This window comes from Escherichia sp. MOD1-EC5189 (genome assembly GCF_002966045.1).
In the GTDB taxonomy this organism is placed as follows: Bacteria; Pseudomonadota; Gammaproteobacteria; order Enterobacterales; family Enterobacteriaceae; genus Escherichia; species Escherichia coli_F.
Window position 1 is genome coordinate 1 of the sequence record NZ_PTRX01000019.1, and the last position, 24399, is coordinate 24399.

A 24399-nucleotide genomic window follows, 5' to 3' on the forward strand; every position below is an offset into this window, starting at 1 on the left:
TCTGCATACCCGAAACTTGCAGCCGCTTATCCGTCAGGCGTGATCCCTGATATGCGTGGCTGGACGATTAAGGGCAAACCTGCCAGTGGTCGGGCCGTATTGTCTCAGGAACAGGACGGCATTAAATCGCATACCCACAGCGCCAGCGCATCCAGTACGGATTTGGGGACGAAAACCACATCGTCGTTTGATTACGGCACTAAATCCACGAATAACACTGGTGCGCATACCCATAGTTTAAGTGGCAGCACGAATGCAGCTGGTAATCACAGCCATAGAGATGGCCGTCGATTTAACCCCAGTGTTTTTAAAGATACTTATCAATATGGTTATACAAGCTCAGGTCAAAATACCTGGGGTGTACAAGGCTCAGTAGGTATGTCTACGGGGTGGTTAGCGAATACCAGTACAGATGGTAATCATAGCCATTCACTGTCCGGCACAGCAGCATCTGCAGGTGCACACGCGCATACTGTCGGTATTGGTGCTCATACGCACTCCGTTGCGATTGGTTCACATGGACACACCATCACCGTTAACGCTGCTGGTAACGCGGAAAACACCGTCAAAAACATCGCATTTAACTATATTGTGAGGCTTGCATGATTACGCTCATTCTTTCTGCACCAGTAACAGAAATGGCTGAAGCATTTAAGCGGGTATTCGCAAATGCAGATAATGTGAATATTGTCGGAAAGCCATTTGAAACAATCAGGGAATTTGACTGCATGGTAAGTGCGGCAAACAGTTTCGGCCTGATGGATGGCGGTGTTGATGCCGCCATTACCGCATTCTTCGGTACTCAGTTACAGTCCCGCGTTCAGAATCATATTCTTCGTGAATATCTCGGCGAGCAGCCTGTAGGTTCTGCATTTGTTATTGAAACGGGGCATAATCATCATCCCTGGCTGGTACATGCGCCAACAATGCGTGTTCCGCTGACAATTGACGGAACAGACGCTGTATATAACGCAACCTGGGCCGCTCTGCTTGCCATCTTTCAGCACAATAAACACGCAACGACAGACAGGAAAATAAAAACGGTGGTATTCCCTGCAATGGGAGCCGGATGTGGTCAGGTGCCGTTTGAAAGTGTTGCCCGGCAGATGAAGCAGGCATGGGATAACTTTAATAAAAAAACAGAATCAATTAACTGGGAATACGCACAATCCCGCCAGTCGGCAGTATTTGGCACATATGCATACTGTCCGGGTAATTCTGTTTGCCGTTATGCGGATACTAAATATATTGGATGCGGCGATTATCGGACGTATTGCTCACGTTCCGGGCAGGTCTGTATTAACCCTGAACATCAGGCTGATGATGTACTGATACAACATCAGGCTAATAACCGGTTTCGCCCTGGTTCGCATATACACCGGATTAATCCAGAAAATCCCGTAGGTAATGTCATCTCTGGCGCACATAGCCACGGAAGTAGCATCGTTATTGGTGCTCACACCCATACGCTCAATAAACAATATTCTGTCTCTGATATTAAGTAGAGGTGAACATGGATTTCAGAATGAGTGAACAACCACGGACTATAACAATTTATAATCTGCTGGCCGGAACTAATGAATTTATTGGTGAAGGTGACGCATACATTCCGCCTCATACAGGTCTGCCAGCAAACAGTACCAATATTTCACCGCCAGATATTCCGGCTGGCTTCGTGGCTGTTTTCAACAGTGATGAGGCATCGTGGCATCTTGTTGAAGACCATCGGGGTAAAACAGTTTATGACGTGGTATCAGGGGACGCGTTATTTATTTCTGAACTCGGTCCGTTACCGGAAAATGTTACCTGGTTATCGCCGGAAGGGGAATATCAGAAGTGGAACGGCACAGCCTGGGTGAAAGATGCAGAAGCAGAAAAACTATTCCGGATCCGGGAAGCGGAAGAAACAAAAAACAGCTTGATGCAGGTAGCCAGTGAGCATATAGCGCCGCTTCAGGATGCTGTAGATCTGGAGATCGCAACGGAGGAAGAAAACTCGTTGCTGGAAGCCTGGAAGAAGTATCGGGTGTTGCTGAACCGTGTTGATACATCAACTGCACCTGATATTGAGTGGCCGGAAGAACCAGACACAATGTAAGCGAAAAAGAAAAACCGCAGACACGACGTATGCAGGACGTGCTGCGGTTGGCTGGTGAACTTTCGATAGTGCGAGTATTGAATGATTTCCAGCCGTTACCGATTTTACGTGTTTATTAGTGAACAAACCACTCGTCAGCAGACTCCCAGGTATCTTTCAGAGTCTCCTGAACAAATGTTTTTGCAGAATCTTTATCTGCGGTGCGTGTAACAGAAAGCCCATCGTTGCTGGTGGCTTTTACGATCACCTCTACATCGTCATAACGTTTACTGATGCGTCGGGTTAATTCTTCCTTTAACGCATCCACAGCACCGTTTGGCATTTTAGTCATTTTTTCTTTGGCTATGCAGATCTCAATACGCATAAAAGTCCCTCTATACTGTGTTTGTATACAGTATTATTTTTAACTGTATGGATAAACAGTGTCAAGAGGTCTTATTTCTGCTCCTTTGGAGCTCTTCAAAACGATTATGTAAAGATTTCGGATACAGTTCGGTATATACCTGCCATAGCACGTTTAATGAACGATGCCCTGTAACCTGAGCGACTTCCTCAATACTAAAACCAGCCTCAAATAAGCGACTTGCCCCTTCTCTACGCAAATCATGGTATCGCAGATCTTTAATACCTAATTTGCTTCTTACCCTCTGAAATCCTGCAGTAACAGAAGTGCTGTTATATGGAAAAATGAATTCCGATTTTTTGGGCTGTCGTTGGACGATATCCCAGGCTTCCCCAAGCAAGGCTACTTTCATGTGGTTGCCTTCCTTTTTGCGTGGATCTTTCCTGTCTCTTACGAGTATAGATTTTTGTTCCTGGTCGAGATCTTCCCATCGTAACCGGCATACTTCTCCGATCCGCATACAGGACCACACAGAAAATTTGAGGATATCAACGAACGGAATTTTTGAGCATTTATGAGTAGATCGTTGTTGAAGGCCTTCAATGAGCATGTCCAGTTCATCAGATGCTGGTCTACGATTACGACGGTTTGATTTACCAATCAAACCAAGTTTAAGTAGATATGGGCGAGCGCTTTTCGCTGGGTTTGATGTGTAATTAATTCCATATACAGGTTTGGCAGCATCCAGAACACTGCCAAGATAACTAACATCGTGGCTAACTGTAGCTGGACCTGCACCAGCGTTGTTTCTTAGCCTGCAATGTTCAATTACGTCATTTTCTGTCAGTTCAGATAGTTTGATCGCGGAGATGTCACTATCCATAAGCAGTTCCAGCACATATCTTTTAGTACGGCCTGCTTTACCTCCGGCATTTGGGTCATTTAAATATTTGTGTAGTAAGTCACGGACTGTAAGTCCGTCGACTGCATTTGATGATGGAATGCCATATAGATCTAATTCCATCACTTTCTGTGTGCCCCATGTTTTGGCATGAGCATGTTTAGGGAATGTTTTGCTTTCCCTGTAAGTGATAACACCTTTTTCTTTGATAATCACATTACAGCGATAGCGTGGTGTGCCATCGGATTTTAGTCGTTTCTCTATGTTATAGTACGCCATTACACGACCTCGTTATTTCGGGTTCCCATAAAACGTGGGAACCTGTGCGGGAACCTAACGCGAGAAAAATAGCCTGAAATGTTCAAAAATGCACGATAATCATGAAACACAAAAAATTAATCAAACCAGCGTGATGCCTGAAAAAACTGGTGTTTACTGGAATTCTCGGTTTAGCATTGCTCCTATGCTCGACTGGACGGACAGGCACTGCCGTTATTTCCTGCGTCTGCTTTCCCGCAATACGTTGCTGTATACAGAAATGGTGACCACAGGGGCGATTATTCACGGTAAAGGTGATTACCTGGCGTACAGTGAAGAAGAACATCCGGTAGCGTTGCAACTGGGCGGTAGCGATCCGGCGGCGCTGGCGCAGTGTGCGAAGCTGGCAGAAACGCGCGGATATGATGAGATCAACCTGAATGTCGGCTGCCCGTCTGACCGGGTACAGAACGGCATGTTTGGTGCGTGCCTGATGGGCAATGCGCAGCTGGTTGCCGACTGCGTGAAAGCGATGCGCGATGTCGTATCGATTCCGGTGACGGTGAAAACGCGTATTGGCATTGACGACCTGGACAGCTATGAATTTCTCTGCGATTTCATCAACACCGTTTCCGGTAAAGGCGAGTGTGAGATGTTCATCATCCACGCACGTAAAGCCTGGCTTTCTGGGTTAAGCCCGAAAGAAAACCGTGAAATCCCGCCGCTCGATTATCCGCGCGTTTATCAACTGAAGCGTGACTTTCCGCATCTGACGATGTCGATTAACGGTGGCATCAAGTCGCTGGAAGAGGCTAAAGCACATTTGCAACATATGGATGGCGTGATGGTCGGGCGCGAAGCGTATCAGAATCCAGGCATTCTGGCGGCGGTAGACCGAGAGATCTTTGGTTCTTCGGATACCGATGCCGATCCGGTGGCGGTGGTGCGTGCCATGTATCCGTACATTGAGCGTGAACTCAGCCAGGGGACGTATCTCGGCCATATTACCCGGCATATGCTGGGCTTGTTCCAGGGTATTCCTGGCGCGCGGCAGTGGCGGCGTTATTTAAGTGAAAATGCCCATAAAGCGGGTGCTGACATTAACGTGCTGGAACACGCGCTCAAACTGGTGGCAGATAAGCGTTAACTTTTCACCAAAAAGTAGTCAAATTGACCACGCCCTGCGCACCGTCGCGGGGCGTTTTGCTGTTAAATCAATAGATTATTTTTGGCATGATTCTTGTAATGCCAGCAAGAGATTTCATATTTGGGAGAGCATCATGCTGGAACTACTTTTTGTGATTGGCTTTTTTGTCATGCTGATGGTCACCGGCGTTTCGTTGCTGGGTATTATCGCTGCGCTGGTTGTGGCGACGGCCATTATGTTCCTCGGCGGTATGCTGGCATTGATGATTAAGTTGCTGCCGTGGCTGTTATTGGCGATTGCGGTGGTGTGGGTTATTAAGGCGATTAAAGCACCAAAAGTGCCGAAATATCAGCGCTATGACCGTTGGCGTTACTAAGGGATTGTGCGGACGATCACAACCTAAGGTTTTATCCTTAGAACAAAATAGGAATTGATAATCAAATCTGTCACTATTGCGCCTCTAACAGATTCATCGTGCTGTACCCTACATACAGCCGAACTATAAAAAGAAAGGGCTTCCCAAGTGGAAGCCCTATTTCTTTTATGGAATCAACAGGCTGGAGCCTTGCGTCGCCCGGCTTTCCAGAATCGCATGCGCACGCTGTGCATCCTTAAGCGGATATTTCTGCTGCTCGGTGACATCGACCTTAATCACACCGCTGGCAATCAAAGAGAACAGTTCATTACTGGCCTCGGTTAATTCCTCCCGCGTGGTGATATAGCCTTGCAGGGAAGGGCGTGTCACATACAACGAGCCTTTCTGATTGAGAATGCCTAAGTTCACACCGGTAACCGCACCTGATGAGTTGCCAAAACTGACCATTAAGCCGCGGCGTTGCAGGCAATCCAGCGACCGTTCCCAGGTGTCTCTGCCCACGGAATCGTACACCACGCGCACTTTCTTGCCACCGGTGATCTCTTTTAACCGCTCGACCAGATTCTCTTCGCGATAGTTAATAACCTGCCATGCGCCCGCTTTTAGCGCACTCTGCGCTTTTTGCGCGGTTCCCACGGTGCCGATAAGTTTCGCCCCAAGGGCTTTTGCCCACTGGCAGGCAATTAAGCCAACGCCGCCAGCCGCTGCGTGGAACAGGAACTGCTCATCAGGTTTAATTTCATAGGTTTTGCGCAGCAGATAATAAACCGTTAAGCCTTTCAGGAATGATGCCGCCGCTTGCTCAAAAGAAATTGCCGCGGGCAGAATCGCCGCTTTATCGGCATTGACGTTATGCACAGAGCTGTAAGCGCCTAATGCCGACTGTGCATAGACTACGCGATCGCCTGCCTTAATATGCTTTACACCACTGCCGACTTTACTCACGATGCCTGCCGCTTCGGTACCTAATCCGCTGGGTAGCGATGGCGGCGGATAAAGGCCGCTGCGGATATACGTGTCGATAAAATTGATGCCGATGGCTTTATTTTCGACCTGGATTTCATTTTCCGCCGGATCGGCAGGAGTGAACTCTACGGCTTGAAGTACTTCCGGGCCACCGTGCTTAAGAAATTCAATTCGTGTTGCCATGTGTCCTCCAGAACGTATCGTCAGGGTCTGCTTCATATGGTAAAGTTTCGACCCATTCTTTATCTCGGTAACTCCATTCACTATGGCAGGAAATAAACCCTTCAACAAACAGCAGGCTGAACCCCGCGAACGCGATCCACAAGTTGCCGGGCTGAAAGTGCCTCCGCACTCGATCGAAGCGGAGCAGTCGGTGTTGGGCGGTTTAATGCTGGATAACGAACGCTGGGACGATGTAGCCGAGCGTGTGGTGGCAGACGATTTTTACACCCGCCCACACCGTCATATCTTTACCGAAATGGCGCGTTTGCAGGAAAGCGGTAGTCCTATCGATCTGATTACCCTTGCGGAATCGCTGGAACGTCAGGGACAACTCGACAGCGTTGGTGGTTTTGCTTACCTGGCAGAGTTGTCAAAAAATACGCCAAGTGCGGCGAACATCAGTGCCTATGCGGACATCGTGCGTGAACGTGCCGTTGTCCGTGAGATGATCTCGGTTGCGAATGAGATTGCCGAAGCCGGTTTTGATCCACAGGGGCGAACCAGCGAAGATCTATTGGACCTGGCTGAATCCCGCGTCTTTAAAATTGCCGAAAGCCGTGCAAACAAAGACGAAGGGCCGAAGAACATCGCCGATGTGCTCGACGCAACCGTGGCGCGTATTGAGCAGTTGTTTCAGCAGCCACACGATGGCGTTACCGGGGTAAACACCGGTTATGACGATCTCAACAAAAAAACCGCTGGTTTGCAGCCGTCGGATTTGATCATCGTCGCAGCGCGTCCGTCGATGGGTAAAACGACATTTGCGATGAACCTCGTCGAAAACGCGGCGATGTTGCAAGATAAACCGGTACTTATCTTCTCTCTTGAGATGCCATCAGAACAGATTATGATGCGTTCTCTGGCGTCGCTGTCGCGTGTTGACCAGACTAAAATCCGTACCGGGCAGCTGGATGATGAAGACTGGGCGCGTATTTCCGGCACCATGGGTATTTTGCTCGAAAAACGCAATATCTATATTGATGATTCCTCCGGCCTGACACCAACGGAAGTGCGCTCCCGCGCGCGGCGAATTGCCCGCGAACATGGCGGCATTGGGCTTATCATGATCGACTACCTGCAACTGATGCGCGTACCGGCGCTTTCCGATAACCGTACGCTGGAAATTGCAGAAATCTCCCGCTCGCTGAAAGCACTGGCGAAAGAACTGAACGTGCCGGTGGTGGCGCTGTCCCAGTTGAACCGTTCTCTGGAACAACGTGCCGACAAACGCCCGGTCAACTCCGACCTGCGTGAATCTGGTTCTATCGAGCAGGATGCGGACTTGATCATGTTTATCTATCGTGATGAGGTGTATCACGAAAACAGTGATTTAAAAGGCATCGCGGAAATTATTATCGGTAAACAACGTAACGGCCCAATCGGGACGGTACGCCTGACCTTTAACGGTCAATGGTCGCGCTTCGACAACTATGCGGGGCCGCAGTACGACGACGAATAATAATTATTTTATGAATTAGGTAATTAAAGCAAACACTTATCAAGGAACACAAATGCAAGCGGCAACTGTTGTGATTAACCGCCGCGCTCTGCGACACAACCTGCAACGTCTTCGTGAACTGGCACCTGCCAGTAAAATGGTTGCGGTGGTGAAAGCGAACGCTTATGGTCACGGTCTTCTTGAGACCGCGCGAACGCTCCCCGATGCTGACGCCTTTGGCGTAGCCCGTCTCGAAGAAGCTCTGCGACTGCGTGCGGGGGGAATCACCAAACCTGTACTGTTACTCGAAGGCTTTTTTGATGCCAGAGATCTACCGACGATTTCTGCGCAACATTTTCATACCGCCGTGCATAACGAAGAACAGCTTGCTGCGCTGGAAGAGGCCAGCCTGGACGAGCCGGTTACCGTCTGGATGAAACTCGATACCGGTATGCACCGTCTGGGCGTAAGGCCGGAACAGGCTGAGACGTTTTATCATCGCCTGACCCAGTGCAAAAACGTTCGTCAGCCGGTGAATATCGTCAGCCATTTTGCGCGCGCGGATGAACCAAAATGTGGCGCAACCGAGAAACAACTCGCTATCTTTAATACCTTTTGTGAAGGCAAACCAGGTCAACGTTCCATTGCCGCGTCGGGTGGCATTCTGCTGTGGCCACAGTCGCATTTTGACTGGGTGCGCCCGGGCATCATTCTTTATGGCGTCTCGCCGCTGGAAGATCGCTCCACCGGTGCCGATTTTGGCTGTCAGCCAGTGATGTCACTAACCTCCAGCCTGATTGCCGTGCGTGAGCATAAAGCCGGAGAGCCTGTCGGTTATGGTGGAACCTGGGTAAGCGAACGTAATACCCGTCTTGGCGTAGTCGCTATGGGTTATGGCGATGGTTATCCGCGCGCCGCGCCGTCCGGTACGCCAGTGCTGGTGAACGGTCGCGAAGTGCCGATTGTCGGGCGAGTCGCGATGGATATGATCTGCGTCGACTTAGGTCCACAGGCGCAGGATAAAGCTGGGGACCCGGTCATTTTATGGGGCGAAGGTTTGCCCGTAGAACGTATCGCTGAAATGACGAAAGTGAGCGCTTACGAACTTATCACGCGCCTGACTTCAAGGGTCGCGATGAAATACGTGGATTAATCGTTCTGTAATATCTGATTATCTGTGCCGGATGTGGTATGAATGCCTATCCGGCTAATAAAATCTTACTAATTCAATAAATTGATATTATTTCATGCTGTTATAAAGGTCGTGCCTCTGGCGAATGTGCGTTTGTCATTGGTCACTTTTTGTTGCTAATTGTCGTTCACCCCTGAACATCCTCTCGATCTTCCCCACCTTCCGGTTTATTGTGGTTTAACCACCTGCCCGTAAACCTGGAGAACCATCGCGTGTTTCAAAAAGTTGACGCCTACGCTGGCGACCCGATTCTTACGCTTATGGAGCGTTTCAAAGAAGACCCTCGCAGCGACAAAGTGAATTTAAGTATCGGTCTGTACTACAACGAAGACGGAATTATTCCCCAACTGAAAGCCGTGGCGGATGCGGAAGCGCGCCTGAATGCGCAGCCTCATGGCGCTTCGCTTTATTTACCGATGGAAGGGCTTAATAGCTATCGCCATGCCATTGCGCCGCTGCTGTTTGGTGCGGACCATCCGGTACTGCAACAACAGCGCGTAGCAACCATTCAAACCCTTGGCGGCTCAGGGGCATTGAAAGTGGGCGCAGATTTCCTGAAACGCTACTTCCCGGAATCAGGCGTCTGGGTCAGCGATCCCACCTGGGAAAACCACTTAGCAATATTCGCCGGGGCTGGATTCGAAGTGAGTACTTACCCCTGGTATGACGAAGCGACTAACGGCGTGCGCTTTAATGACCTGTTGGCGACGCTAAAAACATTACCTGCCCGCAGTATTGTGTTGCTGCACCCATGTTGCCACAACCCAACGGGTGCCGATCTCACTAATGACCAGTGGGATGCGGTGATTGAAATTCTCAAAGCCCGCGAGCTTATCCCATTCCTCGATATTGCCTATCAAGGATTTGGTGCCGGTATGGAAGAAGATGCCTACGCCATTCGCGCCATTGCCAGCGCTGGATTACCCGCTCTGGTGAGCAATTCGTTCTCGAAAATTTTCTCCCTTTACGGCGAGCGCGTCGGCGGACTTTCTGTGCTGTGTGAAGATGCCGAAGCCGCAGGCCGCGTACTGGGGCAATTGAAAGCAACAGTTCGCCGCAACTACTCCAGCCCGCCGAATTTTGGTGCGCAGGTGGTGGCTGCGGTGCTGAATGACGAGGCATTGAAAGCCAGCTGGCTGGCGGAAGTAGAAGAGATGCGTACTCGCATTCTGGCGATGCGTCAGGAACTGGTGAAGGTATTGAGCACAGAAATGCCAGAACGCAATTTCGATTATCTGCTTAATCAGCGCGGTATGTTCAGTTATACCGGTTTAAGTGCCGCTCAGGTTGACCGACTACGTGAAGAATTTGGTGTCTATCTCATCGCCAGCGGTCGCATGTGTGTCGCCGGGTTAAATACGGCAAATGTACAACGTGTGGCAAAGGCGTTTGCTGCGGTGATGTAATGTCGTTGGCAGGCGGATGAACAGCCGCCTGCTCAATCATCAATAAGTGGGTATACGTATTTTTTCGGCTAATCGTACAAAGGAATGGGTTCTGATAATCGATATTTCCTACTGAGAAAATAGAAGTTTTTATATCCGAATATTTTTACACGATAGAGAGCCATTAAGTTATTAAATACAACAAACATAGTCTGATCGCATGTGATCCTGCTCCCTTTCTTAACAAAAGCCGTAGATAACCCTTTTATTCCCTGGCAGCTGGCGTTATGGTCAGATGGTTTTTGCAACAAATCTCATAATAAAACGTTTCAATAGACTGACTATTTAGGGAAAAATATGCGCAAGATCACACAGGCTTTGAGTGCCGTTTGCTTATTGTTCGCTCTAAACAGTTCCGCTGTTGCCCTTGCCTCGTCACCTTCACCGCTTAATCCTGGTACTAACGTTGCCAGACTTGCAGAGCAGGCTCCTGTTCATTGGGTTTCAGTCACACAAATAGAAAATAGCCTCGCAGGACGTCCGCCAATGGCGGTGGGGTTTGATATCGATGACACGGTACTTTTTTCCAGTCCGGGGTTCTGGCGCGGCAAAAAAACCTTCTCGCCAGAAAGCGAAGATTATCTGAAAAATCCTGTGTTCTGGGAAAAAATGAACAATGGCTGGGATGAATTCAGCATTCCAAAAGAGGTCGCTCGCCAGCTGATTGATATGCATGTACGCCGCGGTGACGCGATCTTCTTTGTGACTGGTCGTAGCCCGACCAAAACAGAAACGGTGTCAAAAACGCTGGCGGATAATTTTCACATTCCTGCCACCAACATGAATCCGGTAATTTTTGCAGGCGATAAACCAGGTCAAAATACAAAATCGCAATGGCTACAGGATAAAAATATCCGAATTTTTTATGGCGATTCCGATAACGATATTACCGCCGCACGCGAAGTCGGCGCTCGTGTTATCCGCATTCTGCGCGCCTCCAACTCTACCTACAAACCCTTGCCACAAGCGGGTGCGTTTGGTGAAGAGGTGATCGTCAATTCAGAATACTGACAGAGCGGGAGAGCGTGACACTCTCCCGAATGCTGTTTTTTTAATCACACCTTTATCCTTTCGCTGTCTTGCTGCAAACTGATTAAGAGAGTTTTATCAAGGAGCAGCACATGTGGTATCAAAAGACGCTCACGCTTAGCGCCAAATCTCGTGGATTTCATCTGGTAACGGATGAAATACTGCATCAGCTGGCTGATATGCCGCGCGTTAACATCGGTTTACTGCATCTGTTGCTGCAACATACCTCCGCCTCTCTGACACTTAATGAGAACTGCGATCCCACCGTACGCCACGACATGGAGCGTTTTTTCCTCCGTACCGTTCCCGATAACGGAAATTATGAGCATGACTATGAGGGAGCAGACGATATGCCTTCTCATATCAAATCCTCAATGCTGGGAACATCGCTTGTATTGCCGGTGCATAAAGGGCGTATTCAGACCGGCACCTGGCAAGGCATCTGGCTGGGGGAACATCGCATCCACGGCGGATCGCGTCGCATCATCGCGACACTACAAGGGGAGTAAAAAATGACCATTTCGGAGTTGCTACAATATTGCATGGCAAAACCAGGCGCAGAACAGAGCGTGCATAACGACTGGAAAGCGACGCAGATCAAAGTGGAAGATGTACTGTTTGCGATGGTGAAAGAAGTAGAAAATCGCCCAGCTGTTTCGCTGAAAACCAGCCCGGAGCTGGCGGAGCTGCTACGTCAGCAGCACAGCGATGTGCGTCCAAGCCGCCATCTGAATAAAGCGCACTGGAGCACCGTGTATCTCGACGGTTCGCTGCCAGATTCGCAAATCTATTATCTGGTGGATGCGTCTTATCAGCAGGCGGTGAATTTACTGCCGGAAGAAAAACGTAAATTGCTGGTGCAACTCTGAAAGAAAAAGGCCGCTCAGAAAGCGGCCTTTGCGATTACAGCATCGGCTTAAGGAAGCGTGCCGTGTGTGATGCTGCGCACTCCGCGACGGTTTCTGGTGTACCGGAGACGAGGATCTCGCCGCCGCCACTGCCGCCTTCCGGTCCCAGGTCGACAATCCAGTCAGCGGTTTTGATCACGTCGAGATTGTGCTCAATCACCACAATGGTGTTGCCCTGATCGCGCAGTTTATGCAGTACGTCGAGCAGTTGCTGAATATCGGCGAAGTGCAGACCGGTGGTCGGCTCATCAAGAATATACAGCGTCTGCCCGGTGCCGCGTTTTGACAGCTCACGCGCCAGCTTCACGCGCTGGGCTTCACCACCAGAAAGTGTGGTTGCGGACTGCCCCAGGCGAATGTACGTCAGACCAACGTCCATCAACGTTTGCAGCTTACGCGCCAGAGTTGGCACCGCATCAAAGAACTCACGCGCCTCTTCGATGGTCATATCCAGCACTTCGTGGATGGTTTTGCCTTTGTACTTAATCTCCAGCGTTTCACGGTTATAGCGTTTACCTTTGCACTGGTCGCACGGTACGTAAATGTCCGGCAGGAAGTGCATCTCCACTTTGATCACGCCGTCGCCCTGACAGGCTTCGCAGCGTCCGCCACGGACGTTAAAGCTGAAACGTCCTGGCGTATAACCGCGCGCACGGGATTCCGGTACGCCCGCAAACAGTTCGCGCACAGGCGTAAACACGCCGGTATAGGTCGCCGGGTTAGAACGCGGAGTACGACCAATTGGGCTTTGGTCGATATCGATCACTTTATCGAAATGCTCCAGCCCCTGAATATCGCGATAAGGTGCCGGTTCGGCGATGGTCGCACCATTCAACTGGCGTTGGGCAATCGGGAACAGTGTGTCGTTAATCAGCGTCGATTTACCGGAACCTGAAACCCCTGTGATGCAGGTAAACAGACCGACTGGCAGCGTCAGCGTCACGTCTTTCAGGTTATTACCACGTGCGCCTGTCAGCTTCAGCACTTTTTCCGGATTCGCCGGAACGCGTTTCTTCGGCACTTCAATCTTGCGTTTGCCGCTCATGTACTGCCCGGTTAACGACTCAGGCACCGCCATAATCGCTTCCAGGGGACCTTCCGCGACTACTTCACCGCCGTGTACACCTGCGCCCGGGCCAATGTCGATCACATGGTCAGCGGCGCGAATTGCGTCTTCGTCGTGCTCCACCACAATCACGGTATTACCAAGATCGCGCAGATGGATAAGCGTACCCAACAGGCGCTCGTTATCGCGCTGGTGCAGGCCTATAGACGGCTCGTCCAGTACATACATCACGCCAACCAGGCCCGCACCAATCTGGCTCGCCAGACGAATACGCTGGGCTTCACCGCCAGAAAGCGTTTCTGCCGAGCGGGAAAGTGTCAGGTAATTCAGGCCGACGTTAACGAGGAATTTCAGGCGATCACCAATCTCTTTAAGAATTTTTTCCGCAATCTTCGCCCGCTGACCTGCGAGTTTGAGATTGGTGAAGAATTCCATCGCATGCCCAATGCTCATGTCGGAGATTGCAGGCAGCGGCGTATTCTCGACATACACGTGGCGCGCTTCCCGACGCAGACGCGTCCCTTCGCAGCTGGCGCACGGGCGATTGCTGATAAACTTGGCTAATTCTTCACGTACCGCACTGGATTCCGTCTCTTTATAACGGCGCTCCATATTGTGCAGCACGCCTTCGAACGGATGACGACGAATGGAGGTATCGCCACGATCGTTCATGTATTTGAATTCAATGTTTTCTTTGCCAGAACCGTACAACACCACTTTATGCACATTCGCGCTCAGGCTGCCCCACGGCGCTTCGACGTCGAACTTATAGTGATCTGCCAGCGATTTCAGCATCTGGAAGTAATAGAAGTTGCGGCGATCCCAGCCTCGGATCGCACCGCCAGCCAGCGATAGTTCCGGGTTTTGGATCACGCGATCAGGATCGAAATATTGCTGTACGCCAAGGCCGTCACAGGTCGGGCAGGCACCCGCCGGGTTGTTAAACGAAAACAGGCGTGGTTCCAGTTCACGCATACTGTAGCCGCAAATTGGGCAGGCGAAGTTGGCGGAAAATAGCAGCTCTTCCGCTTTTGGATCGTCCATATCGGCAACTACCGCGGTACCACCGGAAAGCTCTAGCGCGGTTTCAAACGACTCTGCCAGACGTTGGGTGAGATCGTCACGCACCTTGAAGCGATCAACCACCACTTCAATGGTATGTTTCTTTTGCAGTTCCAGTTTCGGCGGATCGGAAAGATCGCAGACTTCGCCATCAATACGAGCACGGATGTAACCCTGGCTTGCCAGATTTTCCAGCGTTTTGGTGTGTTCGCCTTTGCGCTCTTTAATGATTGGCGCGAGCAGCATCAGACGCTTGCCTTCCGGCTGCGACAGCACGTTATCCACCATCTGGCTGACGGTTTGCGCCGCCAGCGGTACATCGTGGTCCGGGCAGCGCGGCTCACCGACGCGGGCGAACAACAAACGCAAATAGTCGTGGATTTCGGTGATTGTCCCCACCGTAGAACGCGGGTTATGAGACGTCGATTTCTGCTCAATCGAGATGGCAGGAGAAAGCCCTTCAATATGATCGACGTCCGGCTTTTCCATCAGTGACAGAAACTGCCGCGCGTAGGCGGAAAGGGATTCAACGTAACGGCGCTGCCCTTCGGCATATAAGGTGTCGAAAGCGAGCGAGGATTTGCCAGAACCCGAAAGCCCGGTCACGACAATGAGCTTGTCGCGGGGGATAACGAGGTTGATGTTTTTGAGATTATGGGTGCGGGCGCCCCGAACTTCGATCTTATCCATTCACCTTTCCCGGATTAAACGCTTTTTTGCCCGGTGGCATGGTGCTACCGGCGATCACAAACGGTTAATTATGACACAAATTGACCTGAATGAATATACAGTATTGGAATGCATTACCCGGAGTGTTGTGTAACAATGTCTGGCCAGGTTTGTTTCCCTGAACCGAGGTCACAACATAGTAAAAGCGCTATTGGTAATGGTACAATCGCGCGTTTACACTTATTCAGAACGATTTTTTTTCAGGAGACACGAACATGGCCAGCAGAGGCGTAAACAAGGTTATTCTCGTTGGTAATCTGGGTCAGGACCCGGAAGTACGCTACATGCCAAATGGTGGCGCAGTTGCCAACATTACGCTGGCTACTTCCGAATCCTGGCGTGATAAAGCGACCGGCGAGATGAAAGAGCAGACTGAATGGCACCGCGTTGTGCTGTTCGGCAAACTGGCAGAAGTGGCCAGCGAATATCTGCGTAAAGGTTCTCAGGTTTATATCGAAGGTCAGCTGCGTACCCGCAAATGGACCGATCAATCCGGTCAAGATCGCTACACCACTGAAGTTGTGGTAAACGTTGGCGGCACCATGCAGATGCTGGGCGGCCGTCAGGGCGGTGGCGCACCTGCAGGTGGCAATATCGGTGGTGGTCAGCCGCAGGGCGGTTGGGGTCAGCCTCAGCAGCCGCAGGGTGGTAATCAGTTCAGCGGCGGCGCGCAGTCTCGCCCGCAGCAGTCCGCTCCGGCAGCGCCGTCTAACGAGCCGCCGATGGACTTTGATGACGACATTCCGTTCTGATTTGTCATTAAACCAATAGGTTATATTGTTTTAAGGTGGATGATTAAAGCATCTGCCAGCCATAAAAAAAGAAGCCTCCGTTATGGAGGCTTCTACATATCAAGTCAAAATCATTGGCCATTGTGGCGGTGTCTGATTCATCTCTTCTATCATCACCGACTCGATGTTGTGCCAGATGGCGGTGATGTCCGCCATTGTGATGCCAAGCAACCCCATTGCGAACCAACAGGCGGAAACCACGCCCAGACCGCTGCTGATCACTGCAAGCCCGACATAATCAGACCGACGAAAACGGATGTTGAGCGTGCTGGCCAGAAACATCATTACGGCACTAAGAAGTTGCCAGCGAAGAAGAACCACGCCAGTGGTGAGGGTAGCCATCAAACAATTCCTCTGAAAAGAGCCGATGCCCTGGACAGCGCGGCGTTGTTCACGGGAGGCGTGATACAATCTGGCTATCGCGGGGCTTGCAGAACACAAAAAAGAAACACTCTGTTTGTTTCATTAATTTTGTGAACTATATCACAATTGATTGTTTGTTAGCCAGATTAGGCCGTGACTTTTATTGCCGTACAGATTATGTGTTTTTTCAGCGGCATTAAGGGCATATCTTCCCGCCGCCTCTGCATTCCTGTAGGAAATTAATTTTGAATATCAATGAATTATTTTTATTCAGGTGACGATTAAAAAGGTATCAATTTCAAATCAGGCAAAAGTGCTATTTATACCGTAAGATTTATCTAAAGACGTCGATAACCAGGGTTCTCGCCTTGCAATGACCGGGTATAAACAGGCAGGAAATTGATAGCAATGAGTCATCATGCACGACACCAATTACTGGCGTTGCCGGGCATTATCTTTTTAGTTCTCTTTCCCATCATTCTGTCGCTATGGATTGCCTTCCTTTGGGCAAAATCAGAAGTGAATAGTCAGCTCCAAACTTTTGCTCAGCTGGCGCTGGATAAATCCGAGCTGGTCATTCGCCAGGCAGATTTAGTGAGCGATGCAGCAGAACGCTATCAGGGGCAAGTTTGCACTCCGGCCCATCAAAAGCGAATGTTGAATATTATTCGTGGCTATCTTTATATTAATGAATTGATCTATGCCCGTGATAACCATTTTTTATGCTCATCGCTGATAGCGCCTGTAAACGGTTATACGATTGCACCGGCCGATTATAAGCGTGAACCTAACGTTTCTATCTATTATTACCGCGATACGCCTTTTTTCTCTGGCTATAAAATGACCTATATGCAGCGGGGAAATTATGTGGCGGTCATCAACCCTCTATTCTGGAGTGAAGTGATGTCTGATGATCCGACATTGCAATGGGGTGTGTATGATACGGTAACGAAAACCTTTTTCTCGTTAAGCAACGAGGCCTCGGCAGCAACGTTTTCTCCGCTGATTCATTTGAATGATTTAACCGTACAAAGAAATGGCTATTTATATGCGACAGTTTATTCGACAAAACGCCCAATTGCAGCCATTGTTGCGACTTCATATCAACGTCTTATAGCGCATTTTTATAATCATCTTATTTTTGCGTTACCCGCCGGTATTTTGGGGAGTCTTGTTCTGTTATTACTCTGGCTACGTATTCGACAAAACTATTTGTCTCCCAAACGCAAATTGCAACGCGCCCTCGAAAAACATCAACTTTGCCTTTATTACCAGCCAATAATCGATATCAAAACAGAAAAATGTATCGGCGCTGAAGCATTGTTACGTTGGCCTGGTGAGCAGGGGCAAGTAATGAATCCGGCAGAGTTTATTCCGCTGGCAGAAAAGGAGGGAATGATCGGACAGGTAACTGATTATGTTATTGATAATGTCTTCCGCGATCTGGGCGCGTACCTGGCAACACATGCCGATCGCTATGTTTCTATTAACCTGTCGGCCTCCGATTTTCATACGTCACGGTTGATAGCGCGAACCAATCAGAAAACAGAGCAATACGCGGTGCGTCCACAGCAAATTAAATTTGAAGTGACTGAACATGCATTTCTTGATGTCGACAAAATGACACCAATTATTCTGGCTTTCCGCCAGGCTGGTTACGAAGTGGCAATTGATGATTTTGGTATTGGCTACTCTAACTTGCATAACCTTAAATCATTGAATGTCGATATTTTGAAAATCGATAAATCGTTTGTTGAGACGCTGACCACCCATAAAACCAGTCATTTGATTGCGGAACACATCATCGAGCTGGCGCACAGTCTGGGGTTAAAAACGATCGCTGAAGGCGTCGAAACTAAGGAGCAGGTTAACTGGCTGCGCAAACGCGGCGTGCGTTATTGCCAGGGATGGTTCTTTGCGAAGGCGATGCCGCCGCAGGTGTTTATGCAATGGATGGAGCAATTACCCGCGCGGGGGGTAACGCGCGGGCAATAAAACTACAGGCGGTGGCGATAATCGCTGGGAGTGCGATCAAACTGCCGACGGAAAACGCGGGAGAAGGTCTGCTGCGAGACATAACCCAGGTCCATTGCGATATCAAAAATCGGACGCTCGGTGGTGCGCAACTCAACGGCGGCCAGTAACAGGCGGCGTTGGCGAATGTAATCACCAAGTGTCTGATGCGTCACCGTGCGGAACATCCGCTGTAAGTACCACTTTGAATAGCCTGATTTTTTTGCGACGACATCAATGTTAAGCGGCTGGTCAATATGCTCGTCAATCCATGCGATAAGATCCTGAATAATTTTCTGATGGGACATAAATCTGCCTCTTTTCAGTGTTCAGTTCGTTAATTCATCTGTTGGGAAGTATAATTCCTCAAGTTAACTTGAGGTAAAGCGATTTATGGAAAAGAAATTACCCCGCATTAAAGCGCTGCTAACCCCCGGCGAAGTGGCAAAACGCAGCGGTGTGGCGGTATCGGCGCTGCATTTCTATGAAAGCAAAGGGTTGATTAGCAGTATCCGTAATAGTGGCAATCAGCGGCGATATAAACGTGATGTGTTGCGATATGTCGCAATCATCAAAATTGCTCAGCGTATTGGCATTCCGCTGGCGACCATTCGTGAAGCGTTTGGCGTGTTGCCCGAAGGGCATACATTAAGTGCGAAAGAGTGGAAACAGCTTTCGTCCCAATGGCGAGAAGAGTTGGATCGGCGCATTCATACCTTAGTGGCGCTGCGTGACGAACTGGACGGATGTATTGGTTGTGGCTGCCTTTCGCGCAGTGATTGCCCATTGCGTAACCCGGGCGACCGCTTAGGAGAAGAAGGCACAGGCGCACGCTTGCTGGAAGATGAACAAAACTAAAGCGCCACAAGGGCGCTTTAGTTTGTTTTCCGGTCTTTGTCTTTCTCTCTATCCCGCTGGTACACAGGAGGGTTTCCCCCGACGTCAACACACCTCATTCGAGCACGTGGTGGAGGTTCCGGTTGGTGTTGATGCTTTAATTGTATGTCACCGGCGTTTCTTCGCCAGTGTAAAAGGACGCTTTTTAGCCGCAATATTTTTGTCATCTCAGACGATTTTTTATCGCAATCCTGAACGGTATGCGGCTCGATAACGCTGCAATCTTGCGCATCGACGATAACGTTTGCGCATCAATTGCCTGGTTTTTCATCGTCAAGACCATAAAAGAGAAAAAAGCAGCAAACTTCGGTTGAAAAAGCCGCTATGATCGCCGGATAATCGTTTGCTTTTTTTTACCATCCGTTTTGTATGCGCGGAGCTAAACGTTTGCTTTTTTGCGACGCACCAAATTGTCGCAAACCTGGAGCAGGAAGATAACGTTTCGCTGGCAGGGGAATGTCCGCCACGCATCTTGACGAAAATTAAACTCTCAGGGGATGTTTTCTTATGTCTACGCCATCAGCGCGTACCGGCGGTTCACTCGACGCCTGGTTTAAAATTTCACAACGTGGAAGCTCTGTCCGTCAGGAAGTGGTTGCCGGGTTAACAACGTTTCTGGCGATGGTCTACTCGGTTATCGTCGTTCCAGGCATGTTGGGTAAAGCGGGCTTTCCGCCAGCGGCAGTTTTCGTTGCAACCTGTCTGGTTGCTGGACTCGGTTCTATCGTGATGGGGCTGTGGGCTAATCTGCCGCTGGCGATTGGTTGCGCTATCTCCCTGACGGCGTTTACCGCATTCAGCCTGGTACTGGGGCAACATATTAGTGTACCTGTCGCGCTGGGTGCCGTGTTCCTGATGGGTGTATTGTTTACGGTAATTTCTGCCACGGGTATTCGTAGCTGGATTTTGCGCAACTTGCCGCACGGTGTGGCGCACGGCACGGGGATCGGTATCGGTCTGTTCCTGCTGCTGATTGCTGCTAATGGTGTCGGTCTGGTGATTAAAAACCCGCTTGATGGTCTGCCTGTTGCGCTGGGTGATTTCGCGACCTTCCCGGTGATTATGTCACTGGTAGGTCTGGCTGTGATCATCGGCTTGGAAAAACTGAAAGTCCCCGGTGGCATTCTGCTGACCATTATCGGTATCTCAATTGTCGGTTTGATCTTCGATCCTAACGTCCACTTCTCTGGCGTTTTCGCCATGCCTTCATTGAGCGATGAAAACGGCAATTCACTGATTGGCAGCCTGGACATTATGGGCGCGCTGAACCCTGTGGTTCTGCCGAGCGTGCTGGCACTGGTGATGACTGCTGTTTTCGATGCCACCGGAACCATCCGGGCCGTCGCGGGCCAGGCAAACCTGCTGGATAAAGACGGGCAAATTATCGACGGCGGGAAAGCACTGACCACCGACTCCATGAGCAGTGTTTTCTCTGGTCTGGTGGGGGCAGCTCCGGCAGCGGTATACATCGAGTCTGCGGCGGGTACAGCGGCGGGCGGAAAAACCGGTCTGACGGCTATCACCGTTGGCGTGTTGTTCCTGCTGATTCTGTTCCTCTCTCCACTCTCTTACCTCGTTCCGGGTTACGCAACGGCTCCGGCGCTGATGTACGTTGGCCTGCTGATGCTGAGTAATGTGGCGAAAATTGACTTTGCTGATTTTGTTGATGCGATGGCGGGTCTGGTAACAGCAGTATTCATCGTACTGACCTGTAACATCGTAACGGGTATTATGATCGGCTTCGCGACTCTGGTGATTGGTCGTCTGGTTTCCGGAGAATGGCGCAAGTTGAACATCGGTACGGTCGTCATTGCCGTGGCGCTGGTGACCTTCTATGCGGGCGGCTGGGCTATCTAAGCTTTAATAAGATTCTGAAAACGGGTGGCAATGGCTGCCCGTTTTTATTTTCTCCGCACATTGTGTGAGCTTTTGCGATATTCTGAAAAAATGAGAATTCAGGCATAACGCCTTTCTCAGATCATAAAAAAACATCGCAAACAGGGAACGCATGGAAATCTTCTTCACCATACTGATAATGACCCTCGTGGTCTCGCTGTCCGGGGTGGTCACTCGTGTCATGCCCTTTCAGATCCCGCTTCCGCTTATGCAAATCGCCATCGGTGCGCTACTGGCGTGGCCGACGTTTGGTTTGCATGTGGAGTTTGATCCTGAACTCTTTTTAGTCTTGTTTATCCCGCCGTTGCTGTTCGCAGATGGCTGGAAAACGCCGACCCGTGAATTTCTCGAACATGGTCGGGAGATTTTCGGCCTCGCGCTGGCGCTGGTGGTGGTCACCGTGGTTGGCATTGGCTTCCTTATTTACTGGGTGGTGCCGGGCATTCCGCTGATTCCCGCCTTTGCGCTGGCGGCGGTGCTTTCTCCGACCGATGCTGTGGCGCTTTCCGGTATTGTTGGCGAAGGGCGCATCCCGAAAAAAATCATGGGTATTTTGCAGGGCGAAGCGTTGATGAATGACGCCTCCGGCCTGGTGTCATTAAAGTTTGCTGTGGCAGTGGCGATGGGGACGATGATCTTCACCGTCGGCGGTGCAACGGTGGAATTTATGAAAGTGGCAATAGGCGGTATTCTCGCCGGTTTTGTGGTGAGCTGGCTGTATGGTCGTTCGCTGCGATTCCTCAGCCGCTGGGGCGGTGATGAACCCGCGACGCAGATTGTACTGCTGTTCCTGCTGCCATTCGCTTCTTATCTGATTGCCGAACATATTGGCGTTTCCGGTATTCTTGCTGCGGTTGCCGCCGGGATGACCATCACCCGCTCCGGTGTAATGCGCCGTGCGCCGCTGGCGATGCGCCTGCGCGCAAACAGCACCTGGGCGATGCTGGAATTTGTCTTCAACGGCATGGTATTCCTGCTGTTAGGTCTGCAGTTGCCGGGTATTCTGGAGACGTCGCTGATGGCGGCAGAAATCGACCCTAACGTCGAAATCTGGATGCTGTTTACCGATATCATTCTGATTTATGCGGCGCTGATGCTGGTCCGTTTTGGCTGGCTGTGGACGATGAAAAAGTTCAGCAACCGTTTTCTGAAGAAGAAGCCGATGGAGTTTGGTTCGTGGACCACACGAGAAATCCTGATTGCGTCTTTTGCCGGGGTGCGTGGGGCGATCACACTAGCCGGTGTGCTCTCTATCCCGCTGCTCTTGCCGGATGGCAACGTCTTCCCGGCGCGCTATGAGTTGGTGTTCCTTGCGGCTGGCGTCATTCTCTTTTCGCTGTTTGTCGGCGTGGTGATGTTGCCCATTCTGCTACAACACATTGAAGTCGCGGACCATTCGCAACAATTGAAAGAGGAACGTATTGCGCGAGCGGCAACGGCAGAAGTGGCGATTGTGGCGATCCAGAAAATGGAGGAGCGTCTGGCGGCGGATACCGAAGAGAATATCGATAACCAGCTGCTCACGGAGGTCAGTTCTCGCGTCATTGGTAACCTGCGTCGTCGCGCCGATGGACGTAACGACGTTGAAAGTTCCGTGCAGGAAGAGAATCTGGAGCGTCGCTTCCGTCTGGCAGCATTGCGTTCTGAACGAGCTGAACTTTACCACCTGCGCGCCACGCGGGAGATCAGTAACGAAACGCTGCAAAAATTATTGCACGATCTCGATTTGCTTGAAGCGTTGTTGATTGAGGAAAATCAGTAAGCCGAAAGCGACGTAACCAGGCCCGAGGTAATCTGAAAAAGGTGCAATCTTTTGCACCTTTTTCAGATTACCTCGGGCTAACATTCATGATTCTAAAATAAATAAGTCAGAAGTCCGTGAGTATCTCTCTTTTAAAGTCAATTCATTGGCTATTCTTCGGCTTAATCTCAATCTGCGTATTGCATAGTATCTTCAGTGGTATTCATAGACACTTCCTGAATATTATGCTCAGTTTGTGACATGCCAGTATGAGTGGCACAATCCTCTTCAAAGAGTTGCTGTAGTGTTATCAGGATATCACTATTAATGGGAATATTATCCTCCCCACGGAGAATGGATATGCCCATTCCCTGGACGATAGCCTCATCGAAATTAACCCGATAGAAACGGGTATTAAACATCCAGGCTTTTGTTAAAATAGAACAGTTGAAATGGCAATTGCTTAAATTGGCATTATTAAAATTAGCATTAGCCATATTAGAATCGGTACATATAACCATTTCGAGGAACGTATTTGTCAGCCGCGTAAAAAAGAGTTTGCTATTAATTAAGTTTATATTCTGGAGGATTGCTTTGTTCAGGTTGACGCGAGAAAGATTAGCATGTTCAAAGTTAATTAAATCGAGTTTAGAGAAACTAAGGTCGGCTCTAAATAAATTAACATAAGGCGCTATTACTTTATAAATATTCACCTCAGCCATGTACGCCATATAAAAATTTGAATGGTCAAGGAAGGTATTTTTAATTTTAGCTCTAATCATTGTTGCATTGAAGAATTCAACATGCATAGCGGAGCATGCATTTAGAGTTCCGTCAGTCATTTTTATCTGAGCGAAATTTGAGTCATCGAGAATACAATTATCAAAAATTATTTTTTCCATTATGGCGAAATTAAAATTCGCTTGATACATATTACAGCCCTGGAAAATAGCATTTTGTAGTCTGCAACCTGCAAAATCCGAATTGGATAAATCTTCATCTTTAATCCTGATACCTTTCAGGCTAAGGTGTGAAAAATCGTAACCACCATTTACTGTCTGTGGGATTTCGATAGTATTATTATGGACAGTAACATTATTTATAAAATACACTACCTTAATTGACACTTCCTTATCTTTATTAAGGTAAACTCTTCTCGTAATTCTATCGTCATATTTATTACTTGCATATAAAGCTATATCTATAAAATATTTATGAATTTTCCTGTCAGTTTCTTTAGTGATTTTTCCTGATGGTAAAGTATCATAAGTTCTTTTCATTTTCTGAATCAAGCCTATCACTTTTTCATGATCATCCATTTTGAAAAGAGAGAGGGCTTTATTGTCAATTAACGTGTCTTTATGATGTTTGCTATAATTATCTGATTTTGTTTTCTTTGTATGTGATGGACTTGTGACAGAGTGGTTATCGTTAATCAGGCAAAGAGGGAAAAACATATTATTTAAACCATTATAGCGCATAAAATATCCTTATAATTAACAAGAAAGAAAAGGCATA

Annotated in this window: 22 protein-coding genes and 1 pseudogene; 16 read left to right on the plus strand and 7 right to left on the minus strand. The window is 49.3% G+C overall.

Going from position 1 to position 24399, the window contains the following annotated elements; all coding sequences use genetic code 11:
• From ATB02_RS16370 to ATB02_RS16380, 3 genes and pseudogenes are all read left to right on the plus strand, one after another.
• Positions 1-606, plus strand: a pseudogene (locus ATB02_RS16370) (hypothetical protein); the annotation flags it as partial.
• Positions 603-1505 carry a macro domain-containing protein gene (locus tag ATB02_RS16375; protein WP_000631342.1) on the plus strand — a complete coding sequence of 301 codons (903 nt, stop codon included), beginning with the start codon at positions 603-605 and terminating at the stop codon, positions 1503-1505. The pseudogene ATB02_RS16370 and the gene ATB02_RS16375, both read left to right, overlap by 4 nt.
• An 8-nt stretch (positions 1506-1513) precedes the next feature.
• On the plus strand, positions 1514-2098 hold the full coding sequence (locus ATB02_RS16380) for a tail fiber assembly protein (protein ID WP_105271896.1): 585 nt from the start codon (positions 1514-1516) through the stop codon (positions 2096-2098).
• 115 nt (positions 2099-2213) lie between these two features.
• Here the strand turns inward: ATB02_RS16380 and ATB02_RS16385 are convergent, their stop codons facing one another.
• A complete protein-coding gene (locus ATB02_RS16385) occupies positions 2214-2462 on the minus strand; it encodes a DinI-like family protein (protein ID WP_001217539.1) in 249 nt (82 codons plus the stop codon).
• Positions 2463-2523: 61 nt separating this feature from the next.
• Positions 2524-3621: a tyrosine-type recombinase/integrase gene (locus tag ATB02_RS16390; protein WP_000332271.1), complete on the minus strand. Its 1098-nt coding sequence runs from the start codon at positions 3619-3621 to the stop codon at positions 2524-2526.
• An 88-nt stretch (positions 3622-3709) separates the two neighbouring features.
• Here ATB02_RS16390 and dusA point away from each other — a divergent pair, with 88 nt between their 5' ends.
• Both dusA and pspG read left to right on the plus strand, forming a co-directional pair.
• Positions 3710-4747, plus strand: a complete 1038-nt coding sequence (dusA, locus tag ATB02_RS16395; protein ID WP_105271897.1) for a tRNA dihydrouridine(20/20a) synthase DusA — start codon at positions 3710-3712, stop codon at positions 4745-4747.
• A 133-nt stretch (positions 4748-4880) separates the two neighbouring features.
• Positions 4881-5123, plus strand: coding sequence for an envelope stress response protein PspG (gene pspG / locus ATB02_RS16400; protein WP_000891404.1), 243 nt, complete (start codon positions 4881-4883; stop codon positions 5121-5123).
• 165 nt (positions 5124-5288) lie between these two features.
• Here pspG and ATB02_RS16405 read toward each other — a convergent pair whose 3' ends face one another.
• A complete protein-coding gene (locus ATB02_RS16405; RefSeq protein ID WP_105271898.1) occupies positions 5289-6272 on the minus strand; it encodes a quinone oxidoreductase in 984 nt (327 codons plus the stop codon).
• 82 nt (positions 6273-6354) lie between these two features.
• Between ATB02_RS16405 and dnaB the strand changes: the two genes are divergently transcribed.
• From dnaB to ATB02_RS16440, 6 genes are all read left to right on the plus strand, one after another.
• Positions 6355-7770: a replicative DNA helicase gene (dnaB, locus tag ATB02_RS16410; protein WP_000918363.1), complete on the plus strand. Its 1416-nt coding sequence runs from the start codon at positions 6355-6357 to the stop codon at positions 7768-7770.
• A gap of 52 nt (positions 7771-7822) precedes the next feature.
• Positions 7823-8902 carry an alanine racemase gene (alr, locus tag ATB02_RS16415; protein ID WP_105271899.1) on the plus strand — a complete coding sequence of 360 codons (1080 nt, stop codon included), beginning with the start codon at positions 7823-7825 and terminating at the stop codon, positions 8900-8902.
• A 251-nt stretch (positions 8903-9153) separates the two neighbouring features.
• Positions 9154-10347 carry an aromatic amino acid transaminase gene (gene tyrB, locus ATB02_RS16420; RefSeq protein ID WP_105271900.1) on the plus strand — a complete coding sequence of 398 codons (1194 nt, stop codon included), beginning with the start codon at positions 9154-9156 and terminating at the stop codon, positions 10345-10347.
• A 336-nt stretch (positions 10348-10683) separates the two neighbouring features.
• Complete coding sequence (aphA, locus tag ATB02_RS16430) at positions 10684-11397, plus strand: acid phosphatase AphA (protein ID WP_105271901.1); 714 nt, start codon at positions 10684-10686, stop codon at positions 11395-11397.
• 110 nt (positions 11398-11507) lie between these two features.
• Positions 11508-11924 carry a secondary thiamine-phosphate synthase enzyme YjbQ gene (locus tag ATB02_RS16435; protein ID WP_000270364.1) on the plus strand — a complete coding sequence of 139 codons (417 nt, stop codon included), beginning with the start codon at positions 11508-11510 and terminating at the stop codon, positions 11922-11924.
• A 3-nt stretch (positions 11925-11927) separates the two neighbouring features.
• Entirely contained in the window at positions 11928-12284 is a 357-nt protein-coding gene (locus ATB02_RS16440) for an MmcQ/YjbR family DNA-binding protein (protein ID WP_000155657.1), read from the plus strand.
• Positions 12285-12318: 34 nt separating this feature from the next.
• On the opposite strand, the gene uvrA is transcribed toward ATB02_RS16440, so the two are convergent.
• Positions 12319-15141, minus strand: a complete 2823-nt coding sequence (uvrA, locus tag ATB02_RS16445) for an excinuclease ABC subunit UvrA (RefSeq protein ID WP_105271902.1) — start codon at positions 15139-15141, stop codon at positions 12319-12321.
• A 254-nt stretch (positions 15142-15395) separates the two neighbouring features.
• On the opposite strand from uvrA, the gene ssb1 reads away from it, so the two are divergent.
• On the plus strand, positions 15396-15932 hold the full coding sequence (gene ssb1, locus ATB02_RS16455) for a single-stranded DNA-binding protein SSB1 (protein WP_000168305.1): 537 nt from the start codon (positions 15396-15398) through the stop codon (positions 15930-15932).
• A gap of 99 nt (positions 15933-16031) precedes the next feature.
• Here ssb1 and ATB02_RS16460 read toward each other — a convergent pair whose 3' ends face one another.
• Complete coding sequence (locus ATB02_RS16460; RefSeq protein WP_001295689.1) at positions 16032-16313, minus strand: YjcB family protein; 282 nt, start codon at positions 16311-16313, stop codon at positions 16032-16034.
• A gap of 429 nt (positions 16314-16742) precedes the next feature.
• Between ATB02_RS16460 and pdeC the strand changes: the two genes are divergently transcribed.
• Positions 16743-18329: a c-di-GMP phosphodiesterase PdeC gene (pdeC, locus tag ATB02_RS16470; RefSeq protein WP_105271903.1), complete on the plus strand. Its 1587-nt coding sequence runs from the start codon at positions 16743-16745 to the stop codon at positions 18327-18329.
• Between the two features lie 2 nt (positions 18330-18331).
• Here pdeC and soxS read toward each other — a convergent pair whose 3' ends face one another.
• Positions 18332-18655 carry a superoxide response transcriptional regulator SoxS gene (soxS, locus tag ATB02_RS16475; RefSeq protein ID WP_000019358.1) on the minus strand — a complete coding sequence of 108 codons (324 nt, stop codon included), beginning with the start codon at positions 18653-18655 and terminating at the stop codon, positions 18332-18334.
• A gap of 85 nt (positions 18656-18740) precedes the next feature.
• Here soxS and soxR point away from each other — a divergent pair, with 85 nt between their 5' ends.
• The 3 genes from soxR to ATB02_RS16505 all read left to right on the plus strand — a co-directional run bounded on the left by soxR (position 18741) and on the right by ATB02_RS16505 (position 22902).
• The gene (gene soxR, locus ATB02_RS16480; protein ID WP_000412424.1) at positions 18741-19205 is read left to right on the plus strand and encodes a redox-sensitive transcriptional activator SoxR; all 465 of its coding nucleotides are present in this window, start codon (positions 18741-18743) and stop codon (positions 19203-19205) included.
• Between the two features lie 546 nt (positions 19206-19751).
• A complete protein-coding gene (gene ghxP / locus ATB02_RS16500; RefSeq protein WP_032185685.1) occupies positions 19752-21101 on the plus strand; it encodes a guanine/hypoxanthine transporter GhxP in 1350 nt (449 codons plus the stop codon).
• A 151-nt stretch (positions 21102-21252) separates the two neighbouring features.
• Complete coding sequence (locus tag ATB02_RS16505; protein WP_000402207.1) at positions 21253-22902, plus strand: Na+/H+ antiporter; 1650 nt, start codon at positions 21253-21255, stop codon at positions 22900-22902.
• Positions 22903-23069: 167 nt separating this feature from the next.
• Here ATB02_RS16505 and ATB02_RS16510 read toward each other — a convergent pair whose 3' ends face one another.
• Positions 23070-24362 carry a pentapeptide repeat-containing protein gene (locus ATB02_RS16510; protein ID WP_105271904.1) on the minus strand — a complete coding sequence of 431 codons (1293 nt, stop codon included), beginning with the start codon at positions 24360-24362 and terminating at the stop codon, positions 23070-23072.
• Positions 24363-24399: the final 37 nt, after the last annotated feature.

What these genes read in the sequence shown, in the direction of transcription:
- ATB02_RS16375 (WP_000631342.1), top strand. Translation starts at nt 603, where the DNA reads ATGATTACGCTCATTCTTTCTGCACCAGTAACAGAAATGGCTGAAGCA.
- ATB02_RS16380 (WP_105271896.1), top strand. Translation starts at nt 1,514, where the DNA reads ATGGATTTCAGAATGAGTGAACAACCACGGACTATAACAATTTATAAT.
- ATB02_RS16385 (WP_001217539.1), bottom strand. Translation starts at nt 2,462, where the DNA reads ATGCGTATTGAGATCTGCATAGCCAAAGAAAAAATGACTAAAATGCCA.
- ATB02_RS16390 (WP_000332271.1), bottom strand. Translation starts at nt 3,621, where the DNA reads ATGGCGTACTATAACATAGAGAAACGACTAAAATCCGATGGCACACCA.
- dusA (WP_105271897.1), top strand. Translation starts at nt 3,710, where the DNA reads ATGCACGATAATCATGAAACACAAAAAATTAATCAAACCAGCGTGATG.
- pspG (WP_000891404.1), top strand. Translation starts at nt 4,881, where the DNA reads ATGCTGGAACTACTTTTTGTGATTGGCTTTTTTGTCATGCTGATGGTC.
- ATB02_RS16405 (WP_105271898.1), bottom strand. Translation starts at nt 6,272, where the DNA reads ATGGCAACACGAATTGAATTTCTTAAGCACGGTGGCCCGGAAGTACTT.
- dnaB (WP_000918363.1), top strand. Translation starts at nt 6,355, where the DNA reads ATGGCAGGAAATAAACCCTTCAACAAACAGCAGGCTGAACCCCGCGAA.
- alr (WP_105271899.1), top strand. Translation starts at nt 7,823, where the DNA reads ATGCAAGCGGCAACTGTTGTGATTAACCGCCGCGCTCTGCGACACAAC.
- aphA (WP_105271901.1), top strand. Translation starts at nt 10,684, where the DNA reads ATGCGCAAGATCACACAGGCTTTGAGTGCCGTTTGCTTATTGTTCGCT.
- ATB02_RS16435 (WP_000270364.1), top strand. Translation starts at nt 11,508, where the DNA reads ATGTGGTATCAAAAGACGCTCACGCTTAGCGCCAAATCTCGTGGATTT.
- ATB02_RS16440 (WP_000155657.1), top strand. Translation starts at nt 11,928, where the DNA reads ATGACCATTTCGGAGTTGCTACAATATTGCATGGCAAAACCAGGCGCA.
- uvrA (WP_105271902.1), bottom strand. Translation starts at nt 15,141, where the DNA reads ATGGATAAGATCGAAGTTCGGGGCGCCCGCACCCATAATCTCAAAAAC.
- ssb1 (WP_000168305.1), top strand. Translation starts at nt 15,396, where the DNA reads ATGGCCAGCAGAGGCGTAAACAAGGTTATTCTCGTTGGTAATCTGGGT.
- ATB02_RS16460 (WP_001295689.1), bottom strand. Translation starts at nt 16,313, where the DNA reads ATGGCTACCCTCACCACTGGCGTGGTTCTTCTTCGCTGGCAACTTCTT.
- pdeC (WP_105271903.1), top strand. Translation starts at nt 16,743, where the DNA reads ATGAGTCATCATGCACGACACCAATTACTGGCGTTGCCGGGCATTATC.
- soxS (WP_000019358.1), bottom strand. Translation starts at nt 18,655, where the DNA reads ATGTCCCATCAGAAAATTATTCAGGATCTTATCGCATGGATTGACGAG.
- soxR (WP_000412424.1), top strand. Translation starts at nt 18,741, where the DNA reads ATGGAAAAGAAATTACCCCGCATTAAAGCGCTGCTAACCCCCGGCGAA.
- ghxP (WP_032185685.1), top strand. Translation starts at nt 19,752, where the DNA reads ATGTCTACGCCATCAGCGCGTACCGGCGGTTCACTCGACGCCTGGTTT.
- ATB02_RS16505 (WP_000402207.1), top strand. Translation starts at nt 21,253, where the DNA reads ATGGAAATCTTCTTCACCATACTGATAATGACCCTCGTGGTCTCGCTG.
- ATB02_RS16510 (WP_105271904.1), bottom strand. Translation starts at nt 24,362, where the DNA reads ATGCGCTATAATGGTTTAAATAATATGTTTTTCCCTCTTTGCCTGATT.